This is a genomic window from Hamadaea flava, from assembly GCF_024172085.1.
GTDB classification, from domain to species: Bacteria; Actinomycetota; Actinomycetes; order Mycobacteriales; family Micromonosporaceae; genus Hamadaea; species Hamadaea flava.
The window spans coordinates 6951996-6966508 of record NZ_JAMZDZ010000001.1; the positions used below are offsets into that span (position 1 = coordinate 6951996).

The 14513-nt window shown below is 70.2% G+C and carries 15 protein-coding genes; 9 read left to right on the forward strand and 6 right to left on the reverse strand.

Annotated features, from left to right (window positions below):
* Positions 1 to 38 precede the first annotated feature (38 nt).
* Together HDA40_RS32660 and HDA40_RS32665 are read right to left on the reverse strand one after the other, a co-directional pair.
* Complete coding sequence (locus HDA40_RS32660; RefSeq protein WP_253761640.1) at positions 39 to 1133, reverse strand: sugar ABC transporter substrate-binding protein; 1095 nt, start codon at positions 1131 to 1133, stop codon at positions 39 to 41.
* A 316-nt stretch (positions 1134 to 1449) separates the two neighbouring features.
* Entirely contained in the window at positions 1450 to 2427 is a 978-nt protein-coding gene (locus HDA40_RS32665) for a DUF5937 family protein (protein ID WP_253761641.1), read from the reverse strand.
* Positions 2428 to 2492: 65 nt separating this feature from the next.
* Here HDA40_RS32665 and HDA40_RS32670 point away from each other — a divergent pair, with 65 nt between their 5' ends.
* Complete coding sequence (locus tag HDA40_RS32670) at positions 2493 to 3722, forward strand: MFS transporter (RefSeq protein ID WP_253761642.1); 1230 nt, start codon at positions 2493 to 2495, stop codon at positions 3720 to 3722.
* A gap of 593 nt (positions 3723 to 4315) precedes the next feature.
* On the opposite strand, the gene HDA40_RS32675 is transcribed toward HDA40_RS32670, so the two are convergent.
* From HDA40_RS32675 to HDA40_RS32685, 3 genes are all read right to left on the reverse strand, one after another.
* Positions 4316 to 4918 (reverse strand): TetR/AcrR family transcriptional regulator, encoded by a 603-nt coding sequence (locus HDA40_RS32675; RefSeq protein WP_253761643.1) that lies wholly within the window; start codon positions 4916 to 4918, stop codon positions 4316 to 4318.
* A gap of 64 nt (positions 4919 to 4982) precedes the next feature.
* On the reverse strand, positions 4983 to 5711 hold the full coding sequence (locus tag HDA40_RS32680) for an ABC transporter permease (protein ID WP_253761644.1): 729 nt from the start codon (positions 5709 to 5711) through the stop codon (positions 4983 to 4985).
* A complete protein-coding gene (locus HDA40_RS32685; protein WP_253761645.1) occupies positions 5708 to 6451 on the reverse strand; it encodes an ABC transporter ATP-binding protein in 744 nt (247 codons plus the stop codon). Before HDA40_RS32685 ends, HDA40_RS32680 begins: the two co-directional genes overlap by 4 nt.
* Positions 6452 to 6565: 114 nt before the next feature.
* Here HDA40_RS32685 and hisI point away from each other — a divergent pair, with 114 nt between their 5' ends.
* The 3 genes from hisI to HDA40_RS32700 are packed head-to-tail and all read left to right on the forward strand — an operon-like array spanning position 6566 to position 8699.
* Entirely contained in the window at positions 6566 to 6916 is a 351-nt protein-coding gene (gene hisI / locus HDA40_RS32690; protein ID WP_253761646.1) for a phosphoribosyl-AMP cyclohydrolase, read from the forward strand.
* A complete protein-coding gene (locus HDA40_RS32695; RefSeq protein WP_253761647.1) occupies positions 6916 to 8433 on the forward strand; it encodes an anthranilate synthase component I in 1518 nt (505 codons plus the stop codon). The genes hisI and HDA40_RS32695 overlap by 1 nt, the downstream gene beginning before the upstream one ends.
* Entirely contained in the window at positions 8430 to 8699 is a 270-nt protein-coding gene (locus HDA40_RS32700) for a hypothetical protein (RefSeq protein ID WP_253761648.1), read from the forward strand. Before HDA40_RS32695 ends, HDA40_RS32700 begins: the two co-directional genes overlap by 4 nt.
* 584 nt (positions 8700 to 9283) lie before the next feature.
* Here the strand turns inward: HDA40_RS32700 and HDA40_RS32705 are convergent.
* A complete protein-coding gene (locus tag HDA40_RS32705; RefSeq protein WP_253761649.1) occupies positions 9284 to 9493 on the reverse strand; it encodes a hypothetical protein in 210 nt (69 codons plus the stop codon).
* Between the two features lie 200 nt (positions 9494 to 9693).
* Here HDA40_RS32705 and HDA40_RS32710 point away from each other — a divergent pair, with 200 nt between their 5' ends.
* The 5 genes from HDA40_RS32710 to HDA40_RS42320 all read left to right on the forward strand — a co-directional run bounded on the left by HDA40_RS32710 (position 9694) and on the right by HDA40_RS42320 (position 14493).
* Positions 9694 to 10770 (forward strand): glycoside hydrolase family 18 protein, encoded by a 1077-nt coding sequence (locus HDA40_RS32710; protein WP_253761650.1) that lies wholly within the window; start codon positions 9694 to 9696, stop codon positions 10768 to 10770.
* A gap of 118 nt (positions 10771 to 10888) precedes the next feature.
* Positions 10889 to 11731, forward strand: a complete 843-nt coding sequence (gene trpC, locus HDA40_RS32715) for an indole-3-glycerol phosphate synthase TrpC (RefSeq protein ID WP_253761651.1) — start codon at positions 10889 to 10891, stop codon at positions 11729 to 11731.
* A gap of 94 nt (positions 11732 to 11825) precedes the next feature.
* A complete protein-coding gene (gene trpB, locus HDA40_RS32720; protein WP_253761652.1) occupies positions 11826 to 13034 on the forward strand; it encodes a tryptophan synthase subunit beta in 1209 nt (402 codons plus the stop codon).
* Positions 13031 to 13816, forward strand: coding sequence for a tryptophan synthase subunit alpha (trpA, locus tag HDA40_RS32725; RefSeq protein WP_253761653.1), 786 nt, complete (start codon positions 13031 to 13033; stop codon positions 13814 to 13816). Before trpB ends, trpA begins: the two co-directional genes overlap by 4 nt.
* A complete protein-coding gene (locus HDA40_RS42320) occupies positions 13813 to 14493 on the forward strand; it encodes a phosphotransferase (protein ID WP_253761654.1) in 681 nt (226 codons plus the stop codon). Before trpA ends, HDA40_RS42320 begins: the two co-directional genes overlap by 4 nt.
* The last annotated feature ends 20 nt before the right edge of the window (positions 14494 to 14513 follow it).

Consider the following 14513-nt stretch of genomic DNA (forward strand, 5'->3'; position numbering starts at 1 on the left):
GCCGACGCCGGCGAGCCGTCCAGTCTTCCAGCGGAAGATCAGCTGATTCCAGCCTCGGCGCACTTGGCCGCGAACTCGGCCGTGCACAGCTCGGCCTTGGTGACGTAGCCGTCGGTGACGACGTCCTTGACGTTGGCGAAGGTGATCGCCTGCGGGTCGAGCAGAACCGAGGGGACCTCGACGTTGGTCGTCGGGTCCTTGACCGTCTTGCCGGTCTCCTTCTTCTCACCCTTGGCCAGCGAGATCGCGAGGGCGGCCGCGTTGTCGGCCTCCTTCTTGACCGCCTTGTAGACCGTCATGCACTGGTCGCCGGCGAGGATGTTCTGCAGGCCCTGCACGGTCGCGTCCTGGCCGGTGACCGGGACCTTCCCGTTCAGCTTGTTCTTCTTCAGGATGGTGATCGCCGCGTTGCCGAGACCGTCGTTGGCCGCGAGGACACCGTCGATCTTGCCCTTCTGGCGGGTCAGCATCTGCTCGAACATCGTGCCGCCGGTGGCGTTGTCCCACTCCGGAACGGACTCGTCCGGGCCCTTGACGTAGTCGCCGCTGTCGTACTTCGGCTTGAGGATCGAGTCGTAGCCGTTCTTGAAGAGCGTCGCGTTGTTGTCCGTCGGCGAGCCGTTCAGCTCGGCGATGACCGGCTTGGTGACGTTCTTCTTGGTCAGGCAGTCGACCAGGCCCTGGCCCTGCAGCTTGCCGACGGCCTCGTTGTCGAAGCTGACGTAGTACTGCGCGCCGCCGCCGAGCGTCAGGCGGTCGTAGTCGATGGTCGCCACGCCCTGCTGGCGCGCCTTGTCGATGACGGCCTTGCCGGTGCCGGAGTCCAGGTTGACGATCATCAGGACGGTCGCGCCGTTGGTGATCATCTGGTCGGCGATCGTCTGGAACGCCGCCTTGTCGTTCTGGGCGTTCTGGATGTCGTACTTCACGCCGGCGGCCTTGAAGGCGGCTTCGAGGTACTTGCGGTCCGCCGTCTCCCAGCGGGCCGAGGACTTGCTGTCCGGAAGGATGACGCCGATCTTCGGCTCTTTCGTGCTGCCCGATCCGGTCTTGTCGTCGTTGCCGCCGCAGGCGGCGAGGGTGCCGACCGTCAGCACGCCGACGGCGGTCAGGGCAAGGAGGCTCCTGCGCATCTTCGCTCGGTTTCCTCTCAGGGGGGTGGGCGGGGCGCGGGTTAGGGACTGACCCGACCGAGATCCGGAGCCCGGCCGGGCCAAACGTGTGACCGGTCACACGATGGTTTGTTGTGCCCGGCAACGTATGTTGTCGCGAGGCGTCCGCGCAAGAGCGAGGTTTGTTGCTGGCGATAACAATTCAGTCACGCAGTTTTAACCTGCGAAGAAACGCAGCTCCCACCACGTGCAGATCATGGTTACGCCGGTAACCCGGGCGCGGAGAAGCACGCGTAACCGTGATCTGCACCTGAATGGAGCGCGGGCGAGGGCGTCGCTAGAGGGAGCGGGCGAGGGCGTCGCCGAGAGGCGTACGCCCATAGAGGACGGACCGGCCGTCCCGGGCCCGCCGCACGAGCCCCGCTCGCAGCAGGACGGCCAGGTGATCGCCGACCGCCCCGGTGGCCAGGCCGAGGGAGCGGGCGAGCTGGGTGGTGCTGGCCGGGTCGTCGAGGGCCAGCAACAACCGGGCCCGCGACCGTCCTAAGAGGTCGGCCAGCGCGTCTGGAGCGGTCGGCGGCTGCCGCTCCCACAGTGCGGCGACACCTCGAGCCGGATAGATGAGCGCTTTGGGCCACGGCGAGTCCGAGTACGCCGCCAGCCCAGGCCAGATGTGCGCGGACGGGATCAGCAACAGGCCGTCGCCGTCGAGGCTGATCCGGCCCGAGTCGAGCGGCCGGACGTCGATCCCGCCGTCGCGCCAGGCCACCTCGGGATGCAGTCCGTCGAGGGCGGCCGCCCAGCCGGATCGGGCGAGCAGCCCCGCCCGGTGGACCACGTCGCGTTCGCAGATCGCCCGCAGCTGCGGCCAGTCCGGCGCGATCAGCTCGTGCCAGGCCGCGTCCAGGGCGACGGCGACCCGCTCGACGACGGTCCGGCTGCGCAGGATCGCCAGCGCCCGGGGATCGTCGGTCGGCCGCCGCCGCAGACAGTCGGCGATCTCCGCGCGGGCCTGCCGCAGCGAGGTCGCCCGGGTGGCGGCGAGGTCGTCGGCCCACGTCTGGGCCAGTCCCAGCGGTGGCAGCGCGATGAAGTTCGGGCCGCCGCGTGCGTACTGGAGAGCGAGGACGGCGTCGAGCTCGGTCTCCCGCCGCAGACGCTCGAAGGCCGGGCGCAACCGGTCCAGCGAGGGACGCGTACCGGGGTGGCGGTCGAACCCGGCCAGCCGGCGCAGCACGCTGGCCAGGTCCATCGCGGGGGACAGGGCGAACCGGCTGTGCAGCAGGTCGTCCGGCCCGACCTCGAAACGCAGCACCCGTCGACCTTACGCCCCTGGGCGAATCATTCGAATCCAGCCGCCGGTCTGCGCAGGCTGTCCACGTGACCACACTGCTCGAACCCGAGGCCCAGCGCGCCACGTACCGCGAGGTCCTCGCGGATCCGATCTACCGGCTGCTGTTCGTGACCCGCTCGCTGGCGATCGCGGCCGACTCGCTGCGCATCCTCGCGCTGTCCGTGCTCATCTACACGACCACCTCGTCGCCGCTGCTGGGCGCGCTTGCATTCGGCGCGGGCTTCCTGCCCCAGCTCTTCGGCTCCACGCTCTTCGGTTCGCTCGCGGACCGCGTCCGCCCCCGCTTCGTGATCTTCCTCGGGTACGCCGTGGAATGCGTGTCGGCGGTGCTCCTGGCGACGGTCCCGCTCCCGGCATGGGCCTGTCTCGTGCTGGTAGCCGTGATCGCCACGTTCGTGCCCGTCTTCGGCGGCGCCTCGGCGCGGGTCATCGCCGAGACGCTGACCGGGGACGCGTACGTGCTGGGGCGGGCGCTGTCGTCGATGTCGGCCTCGGCGGCGCAGCTCGTGGGCCTGGCCGGCGGTGGGGCGGCGATCGCCGCGCTCGGCAGCCCGCAGCACGCGCTGCTGGTCAGCGCGGTGCTCCACGCGATCGCGGCGGTCGTGATCCGGCTGCGGATGCCGAACCTGGCCGCCGTCCCCGCAGCCGCGGGCAGCGTGCTGAAGCACAGCTGGCAGGCCAATCGCACCCTGCTCGGGGATCAGGCGATACGCCGGTTGATGTTCGCGCAATGGCTCCCGCCCGCGTTCTCGGTCGGCGCCGAGGGACTGCTCGTCGCGTACGCGGCTGAGCGGGACTTCCCGGCCGGGACGGCCGGGTATCTGCTGGCCTGCCTGCCCGTCGGGATGTTCGCCGGTGACCTCGTCGTCGGGCGGTTCGTCACCCCGCGTACGCGCGAACGGCTGGCCGCGCCGCTCGTTCTGCTGCTGGGAGTGCCCCTGGCTCTGCTCGGCTTCGAGGTGTCCGTGGCGGTCGCCGCCGCTTTGCTCTTCCTGTCCGGCGCCGGATTCGCGTACACGTTGGGGCTGCAGCGCAGCTTCGTCGACGCGTTGCCGGAAGCGATGCGGGGTCAGGCGTTCGGGATGCTGTCCTCGGGCCTGATGACCGCGCAGGGCCTGGGACCGGCGGTGTTCGGTGCGGTCGCGCTGGCCACCGGCGCGACCGCGGCCGTCGCGCTGGCGGGCGCGGCGGCCGCGGGTTGTGCGGTGATCGTCAGCGTGAGTAGAACTCGACCACCAGCTGTCCGTCACACATGACCGGAACCTCCGCCCGCGCGTGCTGTCCGCGCGTGCTGTCCGCGCGTGCTGTCCGCCCGCGCTGTCCGCGCGCTGTCCGCGCGATCATGAACTATCGGCCATGATCGACCGGCGTGTCGTGTCCCCAGCGCCCTGATCAACTCCGCGAGTACGTGATCAACTGACCCCAGGCGGGTCGCGCTGCTTGTCCCGGGCGGTGCTGGCGCATTGCCGTGTGATCTCCGGACGGTGGCGTACGTATCAGGGTCAAGATCAGGTAGCTGGCGTTCCGGAGATCACCCAGGCCCACCGTCGGCGCGGCGAAGGTTCGGTCGCCAGCGGGGCGCAGGCGGCATGCAGCGTGATGAAGGGCGAAGCGTCGCTGGTCGGCCGGTAGCGCGAAGCGGGCGGCGGACTCCCGGCGAACGCGTCGTCGAGTAGAGCGCGTGATGCGGGCGGCGGACTCCCGGCGGACGCGTCGTCGAGTAGAGCGCGCGTGAAGCGGCGCGGCGAGGGAAGGCGCGGCGGGGGACGACGCGGCGTGATGCAAGACGAGGCGCGGAGCAGGAGAGCGCGACGCGACGCGGCGTGCGGGGGAGCGGAGTGAGCGACCGCTAGCGGGGAGCGGGGAGCGGGCCCGTGGCGTACCGCTGGATCGTGGGGGCGAACATCCCGACGAGGTCGTCGACCGCAGCACTCGCGAGGGGTTCGAGCTTGATGATGTACCGCATCATGGCCAGCCCGGCGAGTTGCGAGGCGATCAGGGCGGCCCGGATCGGCGCTTCGGCCGGGTCGAGGTCGAGCTGTTTGACGACTCGTCGCAGGATCTGCGTCTGGAGGAATTCCCGCAGCAGGCGCGCGCCCATCTCGTTGGTCACCCCGGAACGGATCAGCGCCACTCCGATGCCGCCGGCGGGGGAGTCCCATACTCGCAGGAAGGCCCTGATCAGCGTCTCGCCGACGTGGTCGACTCCCGCCGTCGTGATTCCGTCGATGAGCGTACGCGGGTCGATGGGGACTTTCATGGTGTCGAGGAACAGTTGTTCCTTGGAGCCGAAGTAGTGGTGCACCAGCGCCGGATCGACTTCGGCTCCGGCGGCGATCTGGCGTACGGTCGCGCCGTCGAAGCCGCGTTCGGCGAACGCCTGCCGCGCCGACGCGAGAATGGCCTCTCGCGTGTCCGGGCTGCCCGGGCGGCGGCCCGTCCTCTTCGCCATCACGATGATCCACCTTAGGCCGGGCCGCGCGACCACCCATCGGGAGGCCGCGCGGCCGATCCGGTCAGGGCGTACGCCGCCGCAGGGTCATCGAGGCGAGCACGAGGGCCAGCACCACGACTCCGGCGACGATGCCGAGGTCACGCCACATCGTCGAGGTGGCGTCGGCGTTCGCGCCCACCTCTTGGAGCGCTTCGACGGCGTACGTCAGCGGCATGACGTCGCTGATCGCCTGAAGCCAGCCCGCCATCTGATCCCGAGGGACGAACAGTCCACACAGGAGGATCTGGGGCAGGGCGACGACCGGCATGAACTGGACGGCTTGGAACTCCGTCTGGGCGAACGCGCTGGCCAGCAGGCCGAGCGCCACGCCGAGGACGGCGTTGGTGACCGCGATGAGGATGACCAGCGCCGGGCTGCCCGCGGTGTCGAGATCGAGCAGCCAGTACGCCAGCGCGCTGGCGATCGTCGCCTGGATCGCGGCGGCGACGCCGAACGCGATCCCGTAGCCGAACAGCAGGTCCGTTCGGCGCAGCGGGGTGGTCAGGAGCCGTTCCAGCGTCCCGGTGGTCCGTTCCCGGAGCATCGCGATGCTGGTGACCAGGAACATGATGATGAAGGGGAACAGCCCCAGCATGATCAGCGCCACCCGGTCGAAGACCGCCTGCTGGTTGTCGTACATGAAGTACAGCAACGTGAGCAGCAGCGTCGGCACCACGACGAGCAGACCGATCGTGCGCTTGTCGTGGCGCAGCTGGCGGAGGATCCGAGCGGTGGTGTGCAGCAGCGTCATCGCTCTTCTCCTGCCGGTAGACCGCCCTGTTCCAGCGCGTCACCGTGGCGGCGGATGAGCGTCAGGAACGCCTGGTCGAGGTCCTCGGTGCCGGCGGATGCCTTGACCGCCGCCGGGGTGTCGTCGGCGATCAGCTCGCCCCGCCGGATCAGCAGCAGGCGGTCGCACCGGTTGGCCTCGTCCATGACGTGACTGGAGACCAGCACGGTGGCCCCGTCGACGGCCAGTTGCCGGAACCGGGCCCACAGTTCGTCCCGCAGCACCGGGTCCTGCCCGACCGTGGGTTCGTCGAGCACCAGGATCTCCGGCTTGCCGACCAGCGCGCACGCCAGGGAGGCGCGGCTGCGCTGGCCGCCGGAGAGGTCGCCGACGAGCTGGGTCGCTGCGCCGCCCAGGCCGACGTCGACCACGACCTGATCGGCGTGCGCGCTGTCGAGCCCGTGCAGGGCGGCGAAGTACCGCGCGTTCTCCCGGACGGTCAGGTCGGCGTACACGCTGGGCGCTTGGGTGAGGTAGCCGATCTTGTGCCGGAGCGTGGCCGACCCGGCGGGCTGGCCGAGCACGGTCACCGTGCCGCTCCGCACGAGCTGTACGCCGACGACGGCCCGCATCAGCGTGGTCTTCCCCGAGCCGCTCGGGCCGAGCAGCCCGGTGATGCTGCCGGTCGGGACCGAGCAGCTGAAGCCGTCGAGCACCCGAAGTTTGCCGCGGTCCACCACCAGGTCTTTGACCTCGATCATCGTTCCTCCCAGATTTCATTGTCCGTTGAATTCAACGCTAGATGAGTTCTGCGGAGTGGTCAACCCAACCCACCCCTGTCGCGGATCGCCGACACGGCGCGGGAGAATCGTGGGATGCCCGACTCGACCCTCGACCCAGCCATCGCCCAGCAGCTCAAACGCGACGAGCACGGGCTGGTCGCCGCGATCGCCCGGCGGCACGACACCGGTGAGGTCCTGATGCTGGCCTGGATGGACGACGAGGCGTTGGCGCGTACGCTCCGGACCGGCCGAGCCACCTATTGGTCGCGCAGCCGGCAGGCGTACTGGGTCAAGGGGGAGACCTCCGGGCACGTGCAGCACGTCAAGGCCGTCCGGCTCGACTGCGACGGCGACGCGCTGCTGCTCGACGTCGAGCAGGTCGGGGCGGCCTGCCACACCGGTGCGCCGACGTGTTTCTTCACCGAACTGCCGTTGGGGGCCTGATGCTGTCTGGTGCCGTTACCCCGGATCTCGACGACTTCGAGAAGCGGGCACAGGGAAGACGGGTGCTCCCCGTCGCCCGGCGGCTGCTCGCCGACGGCGAGACCCCCGTCGGCGTCTACCAGAAGCTCGGCGGCGGCCCCGGCACCTTCCTGCTCGAATCGGCCGAGCCCGCCGCCGGTGCGGCCTGGTCGCGCTACAGCTTCATCGGCGTACGCTCGCTGGCCACGCTCACCGAACGGGACGGCGAAGCCGTCTGGCTCGGTACGCCCCCGGCCGACCTGCCCAGCGAAGGCGATCCGCTCGACGTCCTGCGGGCCACCCTGGCCGCGTTGAGCCACGATCACCTCGACGACGATCTCCCGCCGCTGACCGGTGGGCTCGTCGGCTACCTCGGCTACGACTTCGTCCGGCGGCTCGAACGGCTGCCCAGTCTCGCCGAGGACGACCTGCACCTGCCCGAGCTGGGCCTGATGCTCGCGACCGACCTGGTGGTGCTCGACCATTACGCCGGAGCCGCGATTCTCATCGCGAACGCGGTTCTCCCCGCGGACGGCACCGAAGCGGACGTGCGGGCGGCGTACCACATGGCGGTGGGCCGGCTGGACGCGATGACGACGGCTTTGTCGCGGCCGACACCACCCCTGGTCTCGACCGTGCGCGGCGTGGGCGCGCCCGCGTTGCGCAGCCGTACGCCCGACGGTGAGTTCCCGAAGGCGGTCGAGGCCGCCAAGGAGGCGATCCGCGCGGGCGACTGCTTCCAGATCGTGGTGGCGCAACGGTTCGAGGCCGAGTGCGAGGCCGACGCGCTGGACGTCTACCGGGTGTTGCGGACGACGAACCCGAGCCCCTACATGTACCTGCTGCGGTACGACGGCTTCGACATCGTCGGGTCGTCCCCGGAGGCGCACCTGAAGGTCACCGCGACCGGCAAGGCGATGCTGCACCCCATTGCGGGCACGCGGCCCCGGGGCGTGTCCGCCGAGGACGACGCGCGGTTGGCGAACGAGCTGATCGCCGACCCCAAGGAACGGTCCGAGCACGTCATGCTCGTCGACCTAGGGCGCAACGACCTGGGCCGGGTCTGCCGGCCGGGCACGGTCGAGGTGCCGGAGTTCGCCACGATCGAGTTCTACAGTCACGTCATGCATATCGTCTCGACGGTCACCGGCGAGCTGCGCCCCGAACAGTCGGCTTTCGACGCGCTGTGCGCGACCTTCCCGGCCGGCACGCTGTCCGGTGCGCCGAAGGTCCGCGCGATGGAGATCATCGAAGACCTCGAACCAACGCGGCGCGGCCTCTATGGCGGCACGGTCGGCTACTTCGGCTTCGGCGGCGACCTCGACATGGCCATCGCCATCCGCACCGCGCTCATCCGGGAACAGCGGGCGTACGTCCAGGCCGGGGCGGGCATCGTCGCCGACTCGGACCCGGCCGCCGAGGAACAGGAGACCCGCAACAAGGCTATGGCGGTCCTGTCGGCCATCGCCGCCGCGCAGACCCTGCGGGCCGCGCGATGAAGAACCGCGTACTTCTCGTTCTGGTCATCGCCGCGGGCGTCGTCTGGCTCGCCGGGGACAAGATCGCTTCATGGGTACGCCCAGTGGCGCTGGCGGTGTTCGCCGGTTCGTTGGCCCTGCTCCTGTGGCCGCGCATCCGGCCATCGGGCCGGTCGTCCTCGTCGCCTTCATCCGCTACGTCGCCTTCGTCCGACCCGTCGAAGCCGGAATCGACGAAGGACCTGTGGGACGCCGTCGACCGAGGCGAAGACCCCACCGCCCGCTAACGCCGTCTCTTTCGCGGGGTTCCGGCTCGTGCCCTGTCCGGGTCGGGCTCGCGCCCTGTCCGGGTCGGGCTCGCGCCCTGTCTGGGTCGGGCTCGTGCCCTGTCTGGGTCGGGCTCGCGCCCTGTCCGGGTCGGGCTCGCGCCCTGTCTGGGTCGGGCTCGTGCCCTGTCTGGACGATCATGAACTTATGGTCATGATCAGCTGCGGATCAGCCGCCATTCATGATCAAGTGCCCGTGGTCAGCGATCGAAGGGCAGTTTTGAAGATCAAGTTCCGGTGGTATGCGGAAATGAGCACTGTCGCGCATACCTGGGGACATGATCTCCGTTTCCAGCCGTACAACGCAGCTGTAGGGCACTGGACCAAGCTCGGCCCAACGTCCGGCCCTGACGGCCTGTTGATCATGGAGTCGGGGGATCGATCAGGGTGCTGCGGACGCGACACGCCGGTCGATCACGACCGATAGTTCATGATCGCGCGGAAAGCCGGCGGGCGAGCGGGCGAGCGCGGCGAGCGGGGGAGCGCGGCGAGCGGGCGAGCGCGGCGGCGCGCGGGAGTAGCGGCGCGCGGGAGTAGCGCGGGGGCTAGGGGCGGCGGAGGCGGGCGCGCAGGTCGGCCCGTTCGGCCGCGCGGGCCCGGTCGGCGCACACGGCGTCCCAGGCGTTGCTCTGTGCGGTGGCGACTGCCTTCTCGTCGGTCAGCGCGCGCTGAAGCTGGCCCAGCAGCCGGGCGCTGAACGTGATGACGGCGCGCGGAACCGCGGTGATGTCCCGTTCGGGTGCGATTGTGGACATGACGACCGCCTCCTGACGAATGCCCGTCGACCATTCTGGTCACCCGAGGCCATGAACGCATCTCAACGTGCCGGGCGTCTCAAGTGTTCTGGGACATACCTTCTACGCTGCGGATTTCCGATTCGTGTCACCGCCGTGACAAGTGGCTCGCTCGATCGGCCGAGCGCCGCTGTCGCAGTCAAGTAGTTAAGTTTCTTTCCATGAGAAGGTTGCTCGCATTCGTCCTCGCGGTAGCCGTGGGGATGCTGGCCGCGCCGGTCCCGGCTCAGGCGGCCGGCACCCCGCCGCAGATCTACGGGGCTTGGCACTGCAGCGACGACGCCTGCATCTGGGGCACTGTCCGCACGGTCGCCGAGTTCGATTCGAAGAACCATTGGCTGATCGACCGGGGAGACGGGCGGCCCAGCGTCAACCTGGTGGTCCTGAGCTTCGTCGAGCCGCTCAAGCTCCTGCATCAGACGACCGACACGGCCACGCTGAACGGCGTACCTCGGGGGATGACGCCGGAGATCGTCAACTACTTCACCTCGCGCGGCGTACGCGTGATGCTGTCCATCGGCGGGATCACCTACACCGACGAATGGGACGCGGCGCTGGCCGAGAACGGCACGCTGCTCGGGCAGCGGGCGGCGGCGGTGGCGACCCAGCTCGGCGTCGGCATCGAGATCGACTACGAGCAGAACTCCAACCCGAACCTCAGCCAGCTGCAGAACTTCATCACGGCGTACCGGGCGGTGCATCCGTACAACGCGGCCGGGACCGATCCGACCGCCCGGCTGACCATCGACACGGCCGCTGGGGACCGCTGGCTGATCGACATCAACCGCAAGGCGACCGCGGACTGGCTGCGGACCGACACTCCAGTGCTGGACTACGCCAACGCCATGGTGCCGGCCCGTCAGCCGTCGACCTCCAGCGCGATCGCCAACTGGCAGGAGCACCTCGACGGCAAGCCGACCTATTCGCCGCCGGTGCTCCCGCTGGCTCCGGCGAAGTTCACCGGTGGTCTCTACGTCGCCGAGGGGAGCAAGGTCCGGCCGGAGTGCACCAACTTCGCCGGCTCGCTGCAGAACAGCACCGGCTCGTGGCTGACCGCGGCCGCCCCGAACGGGGCCGGAACGACCGCCGGTCTCCTCGGGTACATGTTCTGGGCCGCCGAGAAGCCATCGACGCGGGGCGTCACGACTCAGCCGCCGAACACGTGCGAGGGCGGGATGGGCGCGGGGGCGACCTTCTATGCGATCCCGATCCCTATGCCAGCCCTGCGACAGAGTTGAGCTGGGAGTTCTCGCCGGGCCGTCACGGGGGCGGCCCGGCATTATGCACCATTCCATTCGGTGGTGCGCGCCATACCCCCGAGTCCGAGGCCGACATCTCGCCGCCTAGCATCCACCCATGGCACCTGGAGATGGGAAAACGCAGGTGACGGGGAGCGTTCTCGACGAGATCATCGCCGGCGTCCGGGAGGACGTCGAGGCACGTCAGCATGAGGTTCCGCTGGAGGAGATCCGGCGGCGGGCGGAAGCGGCACGGGCGCCGCTCGACGCGTACGCCGCACTCCGCCGACCCGGCGTGGGCGTCATCGCGGAGGTGAAGCGGTCGTCGCCGTCCAAGGGGGCGCTCGCTGAGATCCCCGACCCGGCCGAGCTGGCCGGTGAGTACGCCGCCGGCGGCGCACGCTGTGTCAGCGTGCTCACCGAGGGCCGCTGGTTCGGCGGTTCGCTGGACGACTTGGCGGCCGTCCGGGCCACGATCGACATCCCGGTGCTGCGCAAGGACTTCATCGTCTCCACGTACCAGGTGCACGAGGCGCGGGCGTTCGGCGCCGACCTCGTCCTGCTGATCGTGGCCGCGCTGGACCAGAAGGTGCTGGTCGGGCTGCTGGAGCGGATCGAGTCTCTCGGGATGACCGCCCTCGTGGAGGTGCACACCGAGGAGGAGGCCGACCGCGCGCTCGAAGCCGGGGCCCGCGTCATCGGTGTCAACGCCCGGGACCTGCGTACGCTGGAGGTCGACCGTTCGGTGTTCGAGCGGATCGCGCCCGGCCTGCCGAATCACGTCGTCAAGATCGCCGAGTCGGGCGTACGCGGCCCGCTGGACCTGATCCGATACGCGAGCGCCGGCGCCGATGCCGTCCTCGTCGGGGAGGGCCTCGTCACGCAGAAGAGCCCGCGGGAAGCGGTGGCCGAACTGGTCAACGCCGGTAACCACCCGGCGACGCCGCGCCCCGCCCGCTAACCGGCAGACCTGCGTTGGTCATGGAGTTTCCGGTGTCGACACGCCGTCCACACCACAGTCAACTCCATGATCAACGGGATGGGGGTAAGTAGAGATGCAGCCCGATGAGCGGGGGCACTTCGGCCCGTATGGCGGCCGTTTCGTGCCGGAGGCGCTGGTCGCCGCCCTGGACGAACTGGACGCGCACTATCGCAAGGCGATGGCCGACCCTGAGTTCACCGGGGAGTTCGACCGGATGCTCCGCGAGTACGCCGGCACGCCGTCGCTGTTGTTCGACGCCACCCGGCTGTCGAAGCAGGCGGGCGCCCGCATCCTGCTCAAGCGGGAGGACCTCAACCACACCGGCGCGCACAAGGTACGCAACGTGCTCGGGCAGGCGCTGCTCACCAAGCGGATGGGCAAGCCACGGGTGATCGCGGAGACGGGCGCGGGCCAGCACGGCGTCGCGAGCGCCACCGCGGCGGCGTACCTCGATCTCGAATGCGTCGTCTACATGGGCGAGGTCGACACCGAGCGGCAGGCGCTGAACGTCGCGCGGATGAAGATGCTCGGCGCGACCGTCATCCCGGTGACGCACGGGTCGCGGACGCTCAAGGACGCCATCAACGAGGCGCTGCGCGACTGGGTGACCAATGTGGACTCCACCCACTACCTGCTCGGCACGGCCGCCGGGCCGCATCCGTTCCCCGCGATGGTGCGTGACTTCGTCAGCGGCATCGGCGTCGAGGCCCGGGAGCAGTGCCTCGCACTGACCGGTGCGCTGCCGGACGCGGTCGCGGCCTGCATCGGCGGCGGCTCGAACGCCATCGGCGCGTTCCACGCGTTCATCCCGGACGAGTCGGTCCGCCTCTACGGCTTCGAGGCCGGCGGCGACGGGTTCGAGACGGGGCGGCACGCGGCGAGCATCACCGCCGGCGAGACCGGCGTCCTGCACGGCGCCCGCACCTACCTGCTGCAGGACGAGGACGGGCAGACCATCGAGTCGCACTCGATCTCGGCCGGGCTGGACTACCCGGCGGTCGGGCCGGAGCACGCCTGGCTGAACGACACCGGCCGGGCGATCTACGAGCCGGTGACCGACGCCGAGGCGATGGACGCGTTCGCGCTGCTCTGCCGGACCGAGGGGATCATCCCGGCGATCGAGAGCGCGCACGCGCTCGCCGGTGCGCTGCGGATCGCCCCCACCTTGTCGGCCGAGCTGGGCCGGCCCGCCACGATCGTCGTCAACCTCTCCGGACGCGGCGACAAGGACATGCACACCGCCGGGGCGTACTTCGGCCTGTTCACCGGGGAGACGGTGTGAGCCTCTTCGACAAGGCCCTGGCTGAGGGTCGCCCGGCGCTCGTCGGCTACCTGCCGGCGGGCTTCCCGACGGTCCAGGGCGGCATCGACGCCGTCCACGCCCTGATCGACTCCGGCGTGGACCTCGTCGAGGTCGGCCTGCCCTACTCCGATCCGGTCATGGACGGACCGGTGATCCAGCGGGCCACCGAGCGAGCGCTCGCGAGCGGTGTGCGTACCAAAGATGTGCTGGCCACGGTCGAGGCCGTGACCGGCAAGGGCGTGCCGGTGGTCGTGATGACCTACTGGAACCCCGTGGATCGATACGGCGTCGACGCCTTCGCGCGCGACCTGGCCGCGGCGGGCGGCGCGGGCCTGATCACCCCGGACCTGATCCCGGACGAGGCCGAGGACTGGCTGGCCGCCTCCGACGAGCACAAGCTCGACCGGATCTTCCTGGTCTCGCCCTCGTCGACCGACGCGCGCATCGCGATGACCGTCGCCCACTGCCGTGGGTTCGTCTACGCCACCGCGGTCATGGGCGTCACGGGGGCGCGCGACGCCGTCTCGGACGCGGCTCCCGAGCTGGTCGCGCGGGTCAAGGCGGCCAACTCTCCGGTGCCGGTCGGGGTGGGCCTGGGGGTACGCGACGGGGCGCAGGCCGCGCAGGTCGGCCGGTACGCCGACGGCGTGATCGTGGGCAGCGCCCTGGTGAAGGCGGTGGCCGACGACCCGACCCTGGCTTCGCTGCGCGCCCTGACCGTGGAGCTGGCGGCAGGCGTCCGGTCCGCACGCGCGTCGTGAGCCGCCGTGGGCTCGGCGAGCCGTTGCCGGTTCACGACCTGGCCGACCGGTACGCCAAATGGCACGCCGAGAAGGTCTACGAGTGGGAGGCCGGGCGGCCGACGTATCGGCTGACCGGCCCGGACGACTCCGTCCGGTACGTCAAGCTCACCCCTTCGACGGGGCGGCTGCACGACGAGGCCCTGCGTACGCGCTGGGCCCTGCCGTGGGTCCGGGTCCCCGAAGTGGTGGAGTTCGGCAGCGACGGCGACCACGACTGGCTCATGACCACCGAACTGTCCGGAGTGGACGCTTCGACGCATCCGCTGCGGGCGGCCGACCCGGTCGCGTTGGTGACGGCGTTCGCCCAGGGCCTACGGTTCTTCCACGACACCGTGCCGGTGGACGAGTGCCCGTTCTGGTTCCCCGACCTGCCGCCCGACGCCGACCTCGTCGTCTGCCACGGGGACTACGTCCTGCCGAACGCGTTCCTCACCGGCGACGTCGTCACCGGGTACATCGACCTCGGCGACCTCTGCGTCGCCGACCGGTGGCTGGACCTGGCCGTCGCGCTGAACAGCCTGGAACAGCCGTACAACATGGGGCCCGGGTACGCCGACGCCTTCCTCTCGGCGTACGGGGTCTCGCCGGACCCTGAGCGGGCCGCTCGGTACCTCGCTCTCTACGACGCTCGCTGACCGCTCGCCTACCCCGCGTT

Bases quoted from the DNA above. Each gene is read 5' to 3' on its own strand.
- hisI (WP_253761646.1), top strand. From the start codon at position 6,566: ATGCCCGACTCGACCCTCGACCCAGCCATCGCCCAGCAGCTCAAACGC.
- HDA40_RS32680 (WP_253761644.1), bottom strand. From the start codon at position 5,711: ATGACGCTGCTGCACACCACCGCTCGGATCCTCCGCCAGCTGCGCCAC.
- HDA40_RS32705 (WP_253761649.1), bottom strand. From the start codon at position 9,493: ATGTCCACAATCGCACCCGAACGGGACATCACCGCGGTTCCGCGCGCC.
- trpC (WP_253761651.1), top strand. From the start codon at position 10,889: ATGGCACCTGGAGATGGGAAAACGCAGGTGACGGGGAGCGTTCTCGAC.
- HDA40_RS32695 (WP_253761647.1), top strand. From the start codon at position 6,916: ATGCTGTCTGGTGCCGTTACCCCGGATCTCGACGACTTCGAGAAGCGG.
- trpB (WP_253761652.1), top strand. From the start codon at position 11,826: ATGCAGCCCGATGAGCGGGGGCACTTCGGCCCGTATGGCGGCCGTTTC.
- HDA40_RS32675 (WP_253761643.1), bottom strand. From the start codon at position 4,918: ATGGCGAAGAGGACGGGCCGCCGCCCGGGCAGCCCGGACACGCGAGAG.
- HDA40_RS32700 (WP_253761648.1), top strand. From the start codon at position 8,430: ATGAAGAACCGCGTACTTCTCGTTCTGGTCATCGCCGCGGGCGTCGTC.
- HDA40_RS32685 (WP_253761645.1), bottom strand. From the start codon at position 6,451: ATGATCGAGGTCAAAGACCTGGTGGTGGACCGCGGCAAACTTCGGGTG.
- HDA40_RS32660 (WP_253761640.1), bottom strand. From the start codon at position 1,133: ATGCGCAGGAGCCTCCTTGCCCTGACCGCCGTCGGCGTGCTGACGGTC.
- HDA40_RS32710 (WP_253761650.1), top strand. From the start codon at position 9,694: ATGAGAAGGTTGCTCGCATTCGTCCTCGCGGTAGCCGTGGGGATGCTG.